Below are 17,061 nucleotides of genomic sequence, written 5' to 3'. Positions count from 1 at the left end.
TACCCATACTCAATTTACCCCTGAACTTATTCAATCGGAATCCCAGTGGGATGCCATGTGAAGAGGTGATTTATGATGTCGACATCGTCCCTAAAGACCGCACCTTATTCGTTGCAGCGCCGTGATTGGGGTTATGTGGGCGAATTTAGGGCCATGGCGAGTCCCTGTGAAATACTCATTGGGTGCGATCAATTTGATATTGCAGACGATATGTTGGACATGGCTGTCACTGAGGCGCTGCGTATCGAACATAAGTACAGTCGCTTTATTGCGCAGAATTGTCTGTGGCAATTAAACCATGCCAATGGTCATAAGCAGCTTATCGATGAAGAAACCTGGCAGTTATTGGCTTTTGCTAAACAATGTTTTCAGCTCAGTGATGGACTCTTTGATATTTCTGCTGGGCCGTTAATGGAACTGTGGCGCTTTGATCCCAAAGCCCAATTGCCCGAACATGGCCGCATACTTGCCGCGAAAGCCTTAGTGGGGTTTGAGCGTATCGAGTTTGATTCGCGTCATATTGAGATGCCAACAGGTATGAAATTGGATTTTGGTGGTATCGCAAAAGAATATGCGGTCGACAGAGTCGCCTATGAGTTAGCCGAATGCTATCCAGACATTCCAGTGTTAGTGAATTTTGGCGGTGATATCGCTTGTCCCGTGTCTAAAGTGACGCCATGGCAAGTGGGAATTGAAGACCCACGACACCTCGATCACGCTGCGAGTGTACTAGCGATTAGTCAGGGTGCATTAGCGACCAGTGGCGATACGCGGCGATTTTTTGAAGTCGATGGAAAGCGTTACGGCCATATTGTCGACCCACGCACTGGCTATCCCGTTATCCATGCGCCGCGCTCTGTGACTGTGTTAGGGCCAAACTGCGTGACTGCAGGTATGCTCGCCACTATGGCTATGCTGCAGGGGCGAGACGCGGAAGATTTTTTACAGCAACAAGGTGTTAAGTTCAGTATTTTCCGTTAGGGCTCAGTTAAGGACATTGAATGCGTATTATGTTGGTTGAAGACAATGAGTTATTAGCCCAAGGGATTTGCTTGAGTTTGGCAAAGCTGGGCATGCAAGTTGATCACCTTAATAGTTATCAGCAAGCCTTGCTGGGGGTTAAAAATGAAAGCTTCAGTGCCATAGTACTCGATCTGGGATTGCCTGACGGTAATGGTAAAGAGTTGCTTAAAGCTTGGCGTCAGCAGGGCGTGTCAATTCCCACAATAGTCCTGACCGCTAATACGGATTTTGACACTAAGCTCGAATGTTTAGACATGGGCGCCGATGATTATCTCGGTAAACCTTTTGATGTGCGTGAATTAGCCGCGCGTATTCGTGCTATCGTCAGACGTCAGTATGGGCTCGATCACAACATTTTGATTATTGGTGCTTTGTGTATCGATTTAAATACCCGTGAAGTGACCTTTCGCGATCAAAATGTGCTGCTTTCACGGCGTGAATTTCAATTACTGCTCGAACTCGCTCAGTCGGCAGGGCGTGTATTGACCCGCAGTCAGTTAGAACAGTTAACCTATGGCTGGGATGAAGTCGGCAGTAATTCAATAGAAGTGCATATCCACCATCTGCGCAAAAAACTTGCCAATGAATTAATCAAAACCGTGCGTGGAATAGGCTATACCTTGATTGAAATAAATTAATTTGAAGAGTTAAATGACAAGCTCCACGTTTGTGGGTACTGATAACGCAGTGATGACTTGAAGCATAGTCGTTAGGAAAAAGAAGTGATTCGATTAAAGGGGCTAGATGTGTATTCACTGCGTTTGGTACTGACATTATTAATTTTGTCAGGTATTTCAGTATCCGTCGCTGTGTCTAGTTGGTTGAGTACTCGGGATTCTAAGCATCAAATAGAAGAACTCTTCGATGCGCAAATGCTCCAAACCGCTAAAATGTTGGAGTTGTTCTATCATACTGAGCCCAATGCAACAGCTCAGGATCTCGTCATACCCCAAGTGCTCCACGTTCCCGATAGCCAGATCAGTTCCTTTGCCGAAAAGGCCGATGCGCTGAAACTGGCCTATGAGCATAAATTGGCGTTTCAAATCTGGAGTGAGGCGGGTGAAGCCTTAGTTTTATCGGATAATATTGGTCATCAACCTATCAGTCGATTCGTACAGGGTTATCATAAGAAAGTGTTCGAAGGAGAACTCTGGCATGTGTTCAGTTTTTTTTCGGTTAAAAATCATGTTTGGATTGTCACTGCTCAACAGGATGAAGTACGCCAAGAGCTTGTATCGCAAATCATGCATAATGCCGTTATCGTGCCCTTGATGGTAGTGCCTTTAACATTAATTATTGTTAGCTTCTTGTTTTATCTCTTGTTTCGGCCATTAAAAACCTTTGAAAGAGAATTAATTGGACGGGCGCCCAACGATTTGACCCCGTTGACTATGTCATTGCCTAAAGAATTAGTTCCTGTTCGGCGCGCATTGAACTTATATATCAATAGTATCGCGCGATTTATCGCCCGTGAGCGTCGTTTTAGCGCCGATGCGGCCCATGAGCTTAAAACGCCATTATCTGTGATTAAATTACATCAACATGGCTTAGAGAGTCTGATTGATGATGATCCGCAGCAGAAATTCCATTTAGCTGCGATAGATGCTGGCGTCGTGCACATGAGTCATACCGTTGAACAATTACTCGTATTAGCAAGGGTGGACTCGATTAATGAGCTTAATGTGTCATCCCACGCCATTTTGCCTATGGTCGAAGATGCGCTTAATCAATTAATGCCACAAATCACAGATTATGAATGGAATATCGATATCGCATCCAATCTAACGGTGACCTGTGATCGTTTTTATTTGCTACTTGTACTGAAGAATATTATCGAAAATGCCTGTAAATACAGTCCACAGGAATCGGAGATTTCAGTGTCGGCCCATGCTTTGGATGATGAAATCTGTATTTGTGTCGCGGATCGAGGCCAAGGCATGACAGAGCCGCAGATTGCCAATGCGACAGAACGTTTTTATCGTGTGAATGAAAATGAAGGCATAGGCGCGGGATTAGGTTTGTCTATCTGCTATCACATCATAGAATTGCACCAAGGTCGTTTAGTGATTGCGCCTAGGGATCAAGGTGGATTATCTGTGACACTTTTTTTGCCAAAATAGTTCAGGCAATGAAATGTTAAAATAGATCCGCAGTTTCAGTGACATCAGCTCAGTTGTTTTGATACATTTAAGCGGGTAAAATTTTGAATTTTCCTGCTGTCTTAGTGTTAATCCTTAGGCTTACCAACGGATTGATTCGCTTATTGTGATATTTCATCTAAGATCATCAACACTTAGTTGAGGCGTAAAAAGGCTCATTTTACTTTCAATAATGTAGCATTTGGATCACTTAATTTGTTTTTGTAACTTTGAAAACAGAAATAAGCATGATAATGTTATTTTAATATTCATTTTTGGTATAAGCTTATTCTCAAATAGTATTGTGTAGAAGGGGTTAACTGCATCTTTATTTATGAGTTTTTTTCTCCTTCTGATATCTTTCGCGATATGTAAGCAACTGTTTTTTTTCATCCCTAAATCAGAGTGAAAAAAATTCACTGTATACATAAAAAACATTGATTTCTTAGTTTATTTTTTAGGTTACCTATCTATGGTTAGCTTGTTGCGTTGCCCATCGTCCAAACCTTATTCGTCACTCATATGTTCACTGACGCTAGGCGCTGTAGTCGCCCTGTCTGGTGTCGCGTACGCTGAAGAGACAAAACCCGCCGAGGCAGTTCCTGTGGTTACTCCACCGAAAGTGATTTCTCAGCCCAGTACAAAAAATCAAATCAGATTCACTAAGACAGGCGCTTTTGATAGCGAAACTGTCGTGAAGATTGCAAAACGTTTGGCAGCGAAACCTTATGTGACCCTCAAAGATCCTTTGCCAGCTGGCCTTGCTAAACTGTCATACGATGAGTACAGAGATATTCGTTTTAACCCGACTGCGTCTATTTGGCGTGATCAGGGTGTGCCATTTCAAATGCAAATGTTCCACCGTGGTTTCTATTTTCAAGATCTGATCGAGATTGCGATTGTAGAAGGTCAGAATGCAACGCACTTAGCCTATGAGCCTAAATATTTCACCGCAGGTGAAGTGATTACTCAAGCGCTACCAAATGATGACATTGGCTACTCAGGATTCCGTATTCATAACCAATTGAATACGAACGGTGTATTTGACGAGCTTATGGTATTCCAAGGTGCGAGTTATTTTCGTGCTTTAGGTAAAGGTAACGCCTATGGCTTATCTTCCCGCGGTTTGGCGTTAAAAACGGCTGACGCTGAAGGGGAAGAATTCCCGATATTTCGCGCCTTCTGGGTTGAGCGTCCACACAATGACAGCAACTTGATTGTTGTGCATGCCTTGTTAGATAGCCCAAGCGTAGCAGGTGCCTATACTTTCTCTGTCCGTCCCGGTGATAACACCTTGATTGATGTAGAAGCGACACTGTTTCCTCGAGTTGAGCTGAGCAAAGTCGGTTTAGCACCAAGCACTAGCATGTTCTTACATTCACTCAATGGTCGTCACGACACCGATGATTTTAGACCTGAAGTACATGATTCTGATGGTTTATTGATGTTAAATGGTCGTGGTGAGCATTTATGGCGCCCATTGGCTAATCCACGTCAGTTACAAGTCAGTGCGTTTTCTGACAACTCGCCTCAGGGATTTGGTCTGATCCAACGTGAGCGTGACTATGCGTCATATCAAGATTTAGAAGCCCATTACGAACGTCGCCCAAGCCTATGGATTGAGCCTGTGGGTAATTGGGGGCAAGGTTCAGTGGTGTTAACTGAAATTCCGACAGAGTCTGAAATTCATGACAACATTGTTAGTTATTGGAAACCACGTCAGCCTATTCCTGCTGGCGGTGAATTTCATTTTGCCTATCGCATGAGTTGGGGTGAAGAACCTGCTGCGAAAGTCGGTGCCGTACATATTTCTCGCTCTGCCAGTGGTCGTGCCGATATTGCTAAGGCGACTCCAAGACGTTTATTTGTGGTCGACTATCAAGTTGAAGGTCCGATGACAGATGAAATGCCAGTCGCTAAAGTTGAAGCTTCTGGTGGTGTGGTCACGAATGTGGTGATTGCCCGTAATGCCGCTAAAAATGGCTATCGCTTAGCTTTTGAATTAGAGCCAGAAGATAAAGATCTTATCGAACTGCGCGCTGAACTTAAGTTCCCAACTCCTCGTCAGGTTGAAACCTGGCTCTATCGCTGGACGCTGTAAGGTTCATGACGGAGCAACATGATATGACTGTATCCGATAACTCGGTACTCGAGACGGAAGTCCTCGTGGGTGGTAGTGCTATGCCAAATGAACGGCCTGGCGCTATGGAACCCCAAAATTTAAGTAAGATGCCAGTGGGATTCCCTCGCCGTAGCACTGTGGCTGATGGGGTACGCTCGCGTACCTACCGTCGTGTGTTTGTGGTGGGTGGGGCTTTATTATTATCTTTGTTTGCTATCTATGAAATGGGGGCGGTATTTAGCATTGGCGGAATTACTCCTCTGGAATATTTAGTGCTAGTGCTGTTTGCGGTTAACTTCTGCTGGATTGCTTTGGCGTTTTGTAGCGGTATTGCAGGTTTTTTAATTTTACTGCGAAAACCGCGGGCAAAAGATTTGCAAGTGACTGAACTGCATACGCGAACCGCGATTTTGATGCCGACCTATAACGAATCTCCTGATAGGGTATTCTCGGCGGTTTCAGTGATGGCTGAAACCTTGTCGCAAACGGGTCACGGTCATGCTTTTGATTGGTTTATCTTAAGTGATACTACTGATCCCGATATTGCTTTACTCGAAGAGCAGGCGTTTCTGGTGTTACGTCAAGAAACCCATAAGCATTCGCGGGTGTATTACCGTCGCCGTCGTAAAAACGTCGCCCGTAAAGCGGGTAACGTAGCCGATTTTTGCCGTCGTTGGGGGTCGCGTTATGATCACTTGTTAGTGCTTGATGCCGACAGTTTGATGGAGTCTTCAACCATCACTGGCTTAGCTCAGCGCATGCAGGCCGATCCTGATGCGGGTTTGATCCAAACGATTCCGTCGTTGATCAATGGCACCACTTTAATGGCCCGTTTACAGCAATTTGCGGCGCGTATTTATGGTCCGGTAATTGGTACCGGGTTAGGCTGGTGGGTACAAAAAGAAGGTAACTTCTGGGGCCACAACGCCATTATCCGCACCGAAGCCTTTATGACCGCAGCGGGATTACCCAACCTTAAGGGTAAGCCACCTTTTGGTGGTCATATCATGAGCCATGACTTTGTTGAAGCTGCGCTGATCCGCCGTGCGGGCTGGAGTGTGGTTATTGCTTATGATTTACCGGGTTCATACGAAGAATGTCCACCGTCGATTATCGACTTAGCCGTGCGTGATCGCCGCTGGTGCCAAGGTAACTTGCAGCATTCGCGTATTTTGCCGACTAAAGGTTTGCACTGGGTAAGCCGTTTACATTTACTGACGGGTATCATGGCTTATTTGTCATCTCCTTTCTGGTTGATGTTGATTTTGACCGGTTTGATGTTGGCTTTGCAGGCACACTTTATTCGACCTGAATATTTCACCGATCAATTTTCACTGTTCCCGACTTGGCCCATCATGGACTCGGATAGGGCATTAAGATTGTTCTACATTACTATGGGGGTTTTGTTTGGCCCTAAAGTATTTGGTGTCTTGTTGCTGCTTAAAGACGGTGAGTTTGCTCGCAGTGTTGGTGGTCGAATTAAAGCGATATTCAGTGTGATCTTTGAGGTCATACTTTCAGCGCTGATTGCACCTATCATGATGTTTATCCATTGTGGTGCTGTGATGTCAATTCTGATGGGGCGGGACAGTGGTTGGTCGCCGCAACGTCGTGATGACGGCAGTATGCCTTGGATGACGTTAATCTATCGTCACCGCTGGCATATGCTGGCAGGTGTGATGTTAGGTTATGCGGCAATTTTGGATTCTTTGACTTTGTTAGCTTGGATGAGTCCGGCGTTGATCGGTCTGTGGATTGCTGTGCCAATTTCGGCATGGACAGGTTCAGTCAAAATTGGCGAAGTGTTCAAGCGTGCCGGTATTCTTGCAACACCAGAAGAACGTAACCCTGCGCAAATTTGTCTGCAAGCGCAAGAAGCGCGCGCCGCTTACCAAAGACACATTGCTGAGCCTTGGACCTTAGCACAGGTACTTAAAGACCCTGCGTTGATGGAATTGCATTTAGCCATGGTGGATAAACAGCCTTTGCGTGCTGCGGGTACACCAATTGAAGCGATGGAAGCCATAGTGCATGTGAAGGTGCATGAAGCTCGTTGTCAACAGAGCGCATTAGCTTTACTCAATCGTCAAGAAATGGCGATGGTGTTGGCAAATCCTTTGATGTTACGTAGCCTACAGAAATTACCAGAGCAATTTGTCGAAGAAGATCTGGTGTCTTTTTGCTAACGAACACTTGATCAGCATATTTATGCGAGTTTGTTTGATATCAATGCCACTGACGATCTCAGTGGCATTTTTCTTTTCATTATCTGGAGTTAACCCCTAGTAATTAATTGATCTCCATGGAATAGTCATATCATAGTGTTGTTGATTGATATACCCGCTGGCTCTCAGGTGACCTTAAAAATAGCTAAGGGAGTATTTATGATATTGAAAAAGATCATTCGCTATTTGCCCCCATCCATGCGTGTAACGCTAAACGTGAGAGAACTCAAATTGATAGAGCAGGAGTTCCACATCGCGAACTTGAAAGCATTGCAGATTAACCCTATGCCGACGAGGCGTAATCTCGCGCAACTATTACTCAGCCTTTATTTCTGTATTCCAATAATTTTAGTGCCAAAGGTAAGTGCAACTGATGGCGCTCAATCCTTAACATCAAATTCGAGTATTGCTGCACAGCCAAATCTTGAGGGTAAAGCTGAAGATCTTACTGCTGTGCTGCCGCTTGCGGCCTTAGTGCCACAGGTGATGCTATTGGATCTCGCGGGCGTTAATCCGGTATTTGGCCAGCATTATCGTGACTTAACGCTTTCTCCTAATACCTTATCTACTGCTGATTTAGTACGAATCCAAGCTGATGTTACCGGTTACTGGCATTATGTGATGACATCCGTTGAATGTAACAACGCTGGTGCCCCAGAGACGGTTTCATCCGTTATTCCAGAGGATCCCCAATATCAAAGGGTGCTTAAGCAAATCGCTCATTTAGTGCAATTGGACACAATTGAACCATGGGAAACTTTAGTGCTAGATGAAAAGTTAACCTTAGGAATGAGTCATCAAATCGTTGATACCATAGCAAAGCGTGTGTGGATATTGGGAGACTTAGCCACTGAGTTTAGAGTGAATCAAGTTTATACCGAAGAACTTATGATTGGCATTAAGCGCTTTCAGCAAAGGCATGGGCTAAAACAGGACGGGGTGATAGGTAAGCAGACCTTATTTTGGGTGAACCAATCGCCAAGGGCGAGGGCGGTATTATTAGCTAAAAACACTATTCGACAAAGAGTGTTTGAACGTAAATTAGAGCCGAGTTATTTGCTGATTAATGTGCCCGCTTTTGAGATGACGTTGGTCGATAATGGTACGCCAGTGTTAAGTTCCAAGGTCATTGTGGGTAAATCTTCTCGGCAAACCCCGATTTTGGACAGTCAGATTTCTAGCGTGGTGCTTAACCCTAGTTGGCGAGTGCCTAGCAGCATTTTACGGCGGGACATTCTGCCGCAAATTCAGCGAAATGGTCATTATCTTAATGAACGTCAATTTGATGTATACGATTATAACGGTCAACGGGTGCAACGCATGCCAGAGGAATGGCAGGCCTTAGCCAGCGCTTCGTTTCCCTATCAGCTTGTACAACGCCCTGGGGCGAAGAATGCATTAGGTAAATATAAGTTTCACTTTGATAACAGTTTCAGTGTCTATTTACATGGAACTTCTGAGCCAAGTCTCTTTAAAAAGGACGATAGGGCACTATCATCTGGGTGTATTCGTATTGAAAAAGCCACTGAATTAGCCCAGTGGTTTAAAGAGCATTTAGTAAAAGACAAACGTTTATGGGACAAGTTAGCCCCTGGTATTACTGAACCTCAGTGGTTTTCACTTTCCGAAAAGTTACCCGTGCATCTGGTTTACTGGACTGCATGGTTAGACGATAGTGGGCAGGAGCAATACCGTCGCGATATTTATCATTTGGAACCTGAGCTGACGAATGCTGTGCCTGCCACGGTTTTGGAACAACATTAACGTTTTTGTGCTGTAAAGCTGAGCAAGATAAGCATCTGAACTCGCTTGGCATTTTGAAATCCTGCTCAGAAGGGGGTTGGCAAAACTTGATCTTAGGGCTTATTCAGTATAATTTGCCTTACTAGTGACCAAAAAGCATACAAAAGGTGATCATGTGACTTTAATATGTCCTGCCCGTAGGCAGTTATTGTTAGGCCTTAGTGGTGTGGCATTATGTTCCTTTATTCCCTCAAAAGCAGTTGCCAGCCGTTCAACCAAAGGGATCCGCGAGTTAAGTTTGTTTAATCGTCATACTGGCGAGCGCGATGACGGTAGTTATTGGGTAGATGGTCATTATCAGAGCAAGGTGTTAGACAATTTTAATCATTTGCTGCGGGATCATCGTCAGAATGTGGCAGCGCCTATGGATAAGCGCTTATTTGATTTACTCCACTCGCTCAAAACAACCTTGAATACCAACGATGAAATCCATGTAATTTCCGGTTACCGTTCACCAAAAACTAATGCCATGCTCGTGAGCCACAGTGGCGGAGTTGCTAAGAAGAGTTATCACATGCGCGGCATGGCGATGGACATAGCGATCCCTAGCGTTAAACTAAAAACCCTCAGAGAAGCGGCTTTATCCCTGAAACTCGGTGGTGTGGGTTATTATCCTAATTCTGGTTTTGTGCACGTCGATTGTGGTCCGGTAAGGCACTGGTAGCAATGATCTGTTGTTGGATCTGCTGATAAAAATCTTGTTCCAAAGCTTGCGATTCGATCAAGTAATGTCTGAGCAGCGGGATAAATTGTTGATTGAGTTTGTTCATTTCTCTATGTTGTTGCCAATCACAGATCAATAGGCTGAGACGTTGTGAAAATTGATATTGTCTTTGCCTCTGCGACTCAATATCGACGGACTCAATAATTTGCATAAGTAAGATCAAGCTGCGGTTTTTTTGTTGGGTGCAGGCAAGCAATTCTAAGAATTTTAATTCGAGGGTATTTTGCTGATAAGGAACGGTTTCGATAAGAGAGACGAGTTCACGGGCCAGTTGGCATGAAAGTCTATTTTCTTGTTGTAACTGGTATAGCGCATGACGCATTTTTTGACACAGCAGTTATCGAAATTTGCCCGAGCTTAACAGGCTTCTCAATTTCCCAGTGTGATCTAGATCTCGTGTTTTTTGTTTGAGATCAAAGCCTTTTCTCTGCCGTAACAGCCAAGATACAAGTTCCTCAATTTGATAAATAGCGGTCTGTTTTGCTAACGCTGACGCCGATAAATAGAGGGCTTGCGGTATTCTTGTGCGCCTTGGGTATCTATGTTAGTATTCGCGCGCTTTATATGAGCCGTCATTGGTCGAAAATGCCGGCAACTTTTTACTCTAAATTTAAGTGAGAAACACATGTCTTACACTATCCAAGCACAAACCCGCACTGAAATAGGGAAAGGTTCGAGCCGCCGCCTACGCCATGCTGGTAAAGTACCTGCTGTTATTTATGGCCAAGGCAAAGAGCCAGTTTCTATTGTTTTTGATCACAAAGATATCATTAACATTCAAGCTAATGCTGACTTCTACACTTCTACTCTGACTATCGTTGTTGATGGCAAAGAAGTGGGTGTTCGTGCACAAGCTATGCAACGCCACGTGTTCAAGCCAATCATTGAACACGTTGACTTCGTTTACGCTTAATTGTCGTAACTGAAGCAAAAAGCGCCTAAGGGCGCTTTTTTTGTGGCTGATTTTTAGTTGTTTGTATTTATGGGTAGACACTTAGGCTTTACCCAAACAACCTCAACATACTGTAACGCGTATTTTGAGATTGTTTGGCTAGAGTGATTGGATGCTAATTTTTTAGTGTCAATATCTTGGTATTCATATGGTTACTTGATATTGAAGTTGTAATAGATATCAAGTGATTGGCCTAAAGTGCCTGACACGGTTTCTAGATAGAGTTGTGAGAGCAAGTAATACCTGACTGTCATTTCGTAACCAGGGTTAAATACACCTACTCCGTATTTCACCATTAAGTTATCGCCGATAAAGCCACTGATCGCCACACGCCCTTCATCATTAGTGTCGAGTTGCACGTTAGAGAAACCAAACTCTTCAATGAGTCCTGTCGCGGTATTCCCTAGGTTGTTAATTGCGCCGCCGCCCACCTGTGATCCTAAACCGAGTGCAGCCCCCATCATCAGCGAGTTATTTTGCTCATTATTGGCGCTGTTAAAGCCACTGCCTTTGATAATGTAAGACAAGATTTCGGCCTGCTCTTTGGCTGGATTGGAGAATAAGGTCACCACTGGGCGTGATGGCGTGCCTGTGACGCGTACACCTGCCACTAAGTCTTCAGTCTTAATTTCCCGTATCGCTTCAATATTCAGGTTTGGTAATGACGTTGGCCCCACAAATTGCACTTCACCAGTACGGATTTTTAGGGTTTGGCCCATAAACTTGTAGCTACCTTGATTGACTTTGATATTACCGAAGAGCAAAGGAGGACGGAAAGCTTGCTGCTGTAGCTTTAAGGTCCCTTGGAGTTTACCTTTGAGACCCATACCATCAATTCTGAGTTCGTTCCCCACACTGATATTCAGATCTGCAACGATGGCGTAGGGGCTAGTTTTAGGCTGAGTGGCGGCAATGGAATCGTCAAATACCACGTCTTCGGAGGCTGCGACACCGCCTTCCGCTAATGGCACAATTTTAATGTTGCCCGAAGGCACCGCTATTTTTCCTTTTACTGCCAGTTGCTTACTGTTGAAGGTTAAGTTGATATCGGGGGAGACATCGAGAATAGCCAGTGGCGGTTGGATCACGGCGAGCTTATCGCCTTCGAGGGCTAACTCGCCACTAAATTGACCTTGGGGCCATTGCAGTTGACCATTCACTCTGCCTAAACCATTGCCCATCATCCAGCGTCCCTTAAGCTGCGCTTGTTGACCCGCAAATGACATCGACATGTCAATTTTGTCGATTAATGTTGGGTTTGCAGTTAGGGCTAAGGCGCCCTCAGTTAAGGCCATGCTCCCCGATACTTCGGGCGCATCTAGACTACCCGCAAAGTTAAGTTGACTCGTCAGTAAACCTTGCACTGTATTTAATTGAGGGAAAAACTCCCCAAGTGGCTGCAAGTTGATTTGCTTGATATTGGCATAACCTGACAGGGTGCGATCGGGTGTGACATTGACGTTAATCTCACTCTGCCAACTGGCCACGCCTTCTGATTCAAAATCTAAAACCGTTGCCAGCCGTTTTGCATCTAAGGTCGCTTTTAATGACAGGTTTTGGTAATTAATGGTGACTTCACGATTTTTATCCCGTTTGAGCATAATGCTGCCGGGAGCAAAATCAAAGTTCACATCGGCAGTAGGCTTACGGCCAGCAGCCCATGCAACATTGGCTAATAGCGATGCAGGGCCGTTCCAACGCATATTCGTTGGTAATATTGGGATAAGTAATTGCCCTGGATTACCTGAGTAGCTCACCTGTGCGCTGCCTTTTTTACCTATTGGTGTATTACTGTTTAGGCAGATACGGCTATTGGGATTCATGAGGCAAAAGGGCGTAATGCTGCCTTGATTCTTGATTTGGTCCCAAGCCAGATTAATGGTGTTATCGAGCTGCCATAGGCCTACGGGCGTGTTGAGATTTAAACGATCAACATCGAGCTGTAGTCGTGACTTCTTCACATCGTATTGGCTGCTCATCGTTGCATCGAGCCCAAGATCGCCCGTGGCGTTGAGAGTGAGTTTTTGAGCGTTAATGGTACCTTTCGCCCCGAGTGTCACTGTATCTAAATTTTGTTCTGCAATCTGTAAGGTTTTTGATTTTAGCGAGATAGCAAATTCATGTTGATCTAGCGGCTTGTAATAGGCCTTTAAATTAGATTCCTGCAGTTTAATGTTTTGATAGTAAAGTTCTGCCAGCTGCGCAGTAAGCTCGACCTGAGGGTGTTTCTCGTCACCAGTGACATTGATCTGCGCCTGTAGTTGGCCGCTGGCCTTAGGTAACCACAGGCCAAAGTCGGGCACTTGTAATTCACCTTGGAGATCCCAGTTGGCATTGGCTTCGCCTTTGAGTGCCAGAGTTGAACCTAGTACTTTGGCGTTCAGCCCCTTAGCACTGACATACAGGGAATCATTCACACTGATATCCCCTGTAATATCGAAGGGATAACCTTGTAAAGTGCCAGTGAGCTCAGTATCGCTCAGGGATACTTGCCAACGGGGGTCTGCAAATGAGCCTTTAGTGCGTAATTTTCCTGAAATCAAACTGTCCGGTAAACCCGTTGTACTTTGCGCTGTATCCGTTTGTGGCAGCTGTATTTCTTGTAATTTGACGTCATTGATCCAAAGATTGGCGTTCCAGCTAATGGCTTTTTGATAATCGAGTTCGCCCGTGAGTTTGACCTTACCAATCGCGCCCATTACATCAAGATTATTGATGGTTAACTTAGCATCTTGATGTTGGATGTCAGTGTCTATGTCGAGCACTTTGTGAAAGGGTGTGATCAGTTGGCCAGTAAGACTCGCCTCTTGCCGATTAAGGTCGCCTTGGCTATCGAGCGTGGCATTGCTTACCGAGTATTCAGGGTTCTTCAGTGGCCACTGAAGCCGTGTCTGTTCAAGTTTCACCTTGTATGGCAGGCTAGGGTCTTGCAGTGTTATTTGGCCATCTAGCGTAAAGTCGGCATCGCCCTTGGCGACGGCATTCACTTGAAGCTGCCCTAAACTTTGGCTCAGCTTTAACGTTAATACTTGATGAGTGAGATCTGGCAATTCGACTAGTTGGTTAAGGGTGAGATTTGCCTCTAAATCGAGTGGATAATCTTTATCCAGTGTTAGGCTGCCTGTGATATCGGCGCTGCCATCGGTGTGGCTAATGGCGAGATGGTCTAAGGTCAATTGGTATTCACGGAAACGGCCTTGTAGTTCTGCATGGCTAAAAACATCTTTATGATCGCCGATTTGCAGTGTGGTGTTGTCTAGCGTTAGGGCATTGACCGTCACAGGGAAAGGCATAAATACCTGTGGCAATTGTGCTAAAGCCCATTCAGCCTCTTTTGGTAGCGACGGACTGGCCGATGGTGTCGGTGTTGTTCCCGCGGCTGTACTGGGATCTGCTGCATTCGTTACCGCTGCCGTGCTGGCTTGCGTTGCTACATCGGTTGATGCAGGGAACAGTATGAATAATCCTTCGCTGGATAGCTGTTTAACCGACAAGCCTTCGGTAAACCATTGTGCTTCTGCGTTAAGACGATTAGCGGTAAATTGCATATCATCCACTTGGATATTAACGCCATTGAGTTCAGCAGAATCTAAAACAATATCAAAGGGTAATAGGAGCTCGCTGGGTTCTTCATCAAGTGGTGCGACAGGTGCTTCGTTTGAGTCTGCAGAAAGCGCTAGGGTATCAATAGTGACATTGACTTTAGCCGCAGATAAGCTATTCACGCATAAGCGTTTTTGCAGTAAACAGGCGGGTTGCCACAGTAAATGCAGATCCTCAAGTTGCACGTTCATTCCGGCCATAGACCAAGCCGCGTGTGATAGGGCTAAGTCTTTGTTAATGGAACCAGAGGTATAAGTCAGTTCAAGATCGGGTACAAATTGATCGGCTAAACCCACGGTAATGCGCGAGCCAAATTCAGTGCCGAGTAATAGGGCGATTAACACTAAAAGCCCCAATGGCACATAGATAATAATCCGAGTCCAGAGTTTGAACTGCCGCCACAGTCTTTGAATGAATGACACCGATGGGGTGACAGAGGTCACTATGGTTTCAGTGGCTTCGGCTTCATTGGCTTCAATGATGGGATTATCAACGATATCTTGTTCGCTTGGCTTATTATGCTCTGGGGGCTGACTCATAGATCTGTCCCCATGGTTAGGTGAATTCGCCATGATCTTTCAATGGTCTCAGTTTCTTTCAATCCGACCCCTAAATCTAATTTGATTGGACCAATCGGGGAGATCCAATGGATACCGCCACCGACAGAGACGACAGGTTCAAATTGATTATTATCGAAGGCGTTACCCGCATCGATAAATGTGCCGACCCGCCAAGTGGGGGTCACATAATATTGATATTCCAAACTACCAACCATTAAATAGCGGCCACCGATAACCTCGCGATTGGTTTTTCCATCGTCAGCAACATAGTCTAAATAGGGGCCGAGTTCTTGATAACCATAACCGCGGACACTCTGATCGCCACCGGCAAAATAGCGAAGTGATGGTGGGATAGAGGCAAGATCATTTTCGTTAGCTAAGTTGGCTGCTAAATCAATACGAGCGACGATTCTGTGGTTATCGAAGAAGGTATCAATCCATTTAAATTTAGCTTGTAAGCGGGCTAGGCGGGTTTCTGATCCTAAATAGGGATCGGCATAGTCTAGGCTGTAAATTTGTCTAAACCCGGATTTAGGATCCAGTGAGTTATCCCCCCGGCTAGTTCGAGAAAAGTTAATTCCTGCCAGATAAAACGACGGCATATAATCGACGTCAGACTGGGTATATTCTTCGCGTATGGCCTCCAACGAATAACTCATTAGCCATTGATTTTCTAGTCTTTGCTGACGTAATAGTCCCAGAAGGTACTTAGTCGACTCGAGCTGGCCTGTGTTACTAAAATCACGATTCTCGGCATCATATACTTGAGTCACACCGTATTTGTCCCGCAGCAAACCGAGGCGGATCTTTAATTGATCGTCTAAGGGATGTGTGAGCGGAATCGTATAAGTGGTTAATAACTTTGGTCTATCGGGCGACCATTCGAGACTGGTTTCTTGGGAATGCCCGTATTTATTGATTTGTGGTGTACGCCAAGTCACGCGCACCCTCGGATCAAAGGCTTGATCTGTTTTGCCAATATCACCACCAAAACCGAGTTCAATTGCGTGACTTGCCTTAGGCGTTAATTCGACTCGCATTGGAATATGGTTATCTTCGACGTTATCGATTTGCGGGATCACTTTGATATTGGCGAAATAACCAGTATCTAATAACTGACGATTCAAGGCGCTTACACGGCGAGTTGAGTATGAAGCACCTTCTTTAAAGGGGATAAGATCCTCTAATATATCGGGTTCTAAGCTATGGCCATCGAAACTGACTTGGCCAAATCGGTAACGTTTGCCTGAATCAAAATGTAAACTTACCTGTGCGGTATTAATATCGCGGTTAACTTTAATTTGTGATTCAGTAAATTCGCCATCGAAGTAACCTCGTGCCAAGGCTAAGGTGACGAGTTGCGATTTTACGTCGCTGTAAACACCGTGATTTAACACATCGCCGGGTTTAATGTTGACCTTTGCGAGCCATTGATCGAAGGCTCGGTCATCAAGCATTTCACCACTAAAATTAATATCGACCCACTGAACAATGGTTGGCTCGCCGGGGCTGATTTCAAGTTTTAATTCCCACGGTCCCTTGTCATGCTCAATCAGCTTTTCTTCTACTTCACCGTGATAGTAGCCCATGGATTCTAAGGCGGTGCTGATATTGTCATCGACATTAAACAAAAAGGCACGGCGCTGCACCTCAGATTCAGGTAAAGCGCCTAAGTGAGCAACTATGTTGCTTCGAAGCGCTTCATTTACGCCTGTAACAGATAATTTGATAAAATCATCTGCTGCCGCGACTGATGTGACTGAAATCAGACTCAGAAACAAGCAAAGACGAATGTAATGTGAGGTGATTTGCAAAAATGGCTGCACTTTATAGTCCCTGTGATTTGGCATCATTGTCGCCAGAATAAAACCAACAGGCAAGGAGATGATTGAAATTACACGATGAAATGGT

11 protein-coding genes are annotated in these 17,061 nt (G+C 45.0%); 8 read left to right on the top strand and 3 right to left on the bottom strand.

The window, feature by feature from the left end; all coding sequences use genetic code 11:
- Positions 1-72: 72 nt before the first annotated feature.
- The 7 genes from HQQ92_RS10750 to HQQ92_RS10720 all read left to right on the top strand — a co-directional run bounded on the left by HQQ92_RS10750 (position 73) and on the right by HQQ92_RS10720 (position 9,975).
- Positions 73-981, top strand: a complete 909-nt coding sequence (locus HQQ92_RS10750) for an FAD:protein FMN transferase (RefSeq protein ID WP_173245239.1) — start codon at positions 73-75, stop codon at positions 979-981.
- 20 nt (positions 982-1,001) lie between these two features.
- Positions 1,002-1,661 (top strand): response regulator transcription factor, encoded by a 660-nt coding sequence (locus tag HQQ92_RS10745; RefSeq protein ID WP_173245236.1) that lies wholly within the window; start codon positions 1,002-1,004, stop codon positions 1,659-1,661.
- Between the two features lie 84 nt (positions 1,662-1,745).
- Positions 1,746-3,143 (top strand): ATP-binding protein, encoded by a 1,398-nt coding sequence (locus HQQ92_RS10740; RefSeq protein WP_173245233.1) that lies wholly within the window; start codon positions 1,746-1,748, stop codon positions 3,141-3,143.
- A 490-nt stretch (positions 3,144-3,633) separates the two neighbouring features.
- Positions 3,634-5,262 (top strand): glucan biosynthesis protein G, encoded by a 1,629-nt coding sequence (locus HQQ92_RS10735; RefSeq protein ID WP_049821716.1) that lies wholly within the window; start codon positions 3,634-3,636, stop codon positions 5,260-5,262.
- A 23-nt stretch (positions 5,263-5,285) separates the two neighbouring features.
- Positions 5,286-7,469 (top strand): glucans biosynthesis glucosyltransferase MdoH, encoded by a 2,184-nt coding sequence (gene mdoH, locus HQQ92_RS10730; protein WP_173245230.1) that lies wholly within the window; start codon positions 5,286-5,288, stop codon positions 7,467-7,469.
- Positions 7,470-7,793: 324 nt separating this feature from the next.
- Positions 7,794-9,272 carry a L,D-transpeptidase family protein gene (locus tag HQQ92_RS10725; protein ID WP_173248646.1) on the top strand — a complete coding sequence of 493 codons (1,479 nt, stop codon included), beginning with the start codon at positions 7,794-7,796 and terminating at the stop codon, positions 9,270-9,272.
- A 154-nt stretch (positions 9,273-9,426) separates the two neighbouring features.
- Positions 9,427-9,975 carry a DUF882 domain-containing protein gene (locus HQQ92_RS10720; RefSeq protein WP_028760165.1) on the top strand — a complete coding sequence of 183 codons (549 nt, stop codon included), beginning with the start codon at positions 9,427-9,429 and terminating at the stop codon, positions 9,973-9,975.
- Here the strand turns inward: HQQ92_RS10720 and HQQ92_RS10715 are convergent.
- A complete protein-coding gene (locus tag HQQ92_RS10715) occupies positions 9,926-10,357 on the bottom strand; it encodes a hypothetical protein (protein ID WP_028760164.1) in 432 nt (143 codons plus the stop codon). The genes HQQ92_RS10720 and HQQ92_RS10715 overlap by 50 nt on opposite strands.
- A gap of 303 nt (positions 10,358-10,660) precedes the next feature.
- Here HQQ92_RS10715 and rplY point away from each other — a divergent pair, with 303 nt between their 5' ends.
- Positions 10,661-10,948, top strand: coding sequence for a 50S ribosomal protein L25 (gene rplY / locus HQQ92_RS10710; protein ID WP_028760163.1), 288 nt, complete (start codon positions 10,661-10,663; stop codon positions 10,946-10,948).
- A 191-nt stretch (positions 10,949-11,139) separates the two neighbouring features.
- Here rplY and HQQ92_RS10705 read toward each other — a convergent pair whose 3' ends face one another.
- Complete coding sequence (locus HQQ92_RS10705) at positions 11,140-15,129, bottom strand: translocation/assembly module TamB domain-containing protein (RefSeq protein WP_173245227.1); 3,990 nt, start codon at positions 15,127-15,129, stop codon at positions 11,140-11,142.
- A complete protein-coding gene (locus HQQ92_RS10700) occupies positions 15,126-16,976 on the bottom strand; it encodes an autotransporter assembly complex family protein (protein ID WP_173245224.1) in 1,851 nt (616 codons plus the stop codon). The genes HQQ92_RS10705 and HQQ92_RS10700 overlap by 4 nt, the downstream gene beginning before the upstream one ends.
- Positions 16,977-17,061 lie beyond the last annotated feature (85 nt).

The organism is Shewanella sp. DC2-4 (assembly GCF_013248875.1).
GTDB classification, from domain to species: domain Bacteria; phylum Pseudomonadota; class Gammaproteobacteria; order Enterobacterales; family Shewanellaceae; genus Shewanella; species Shewanella oncorhynchi.
The sequence above is the reverse complement of the archived record's forward strand: the minus strand, read 5'-3'. Positions and strand labels throughout refer to the sequence as shown.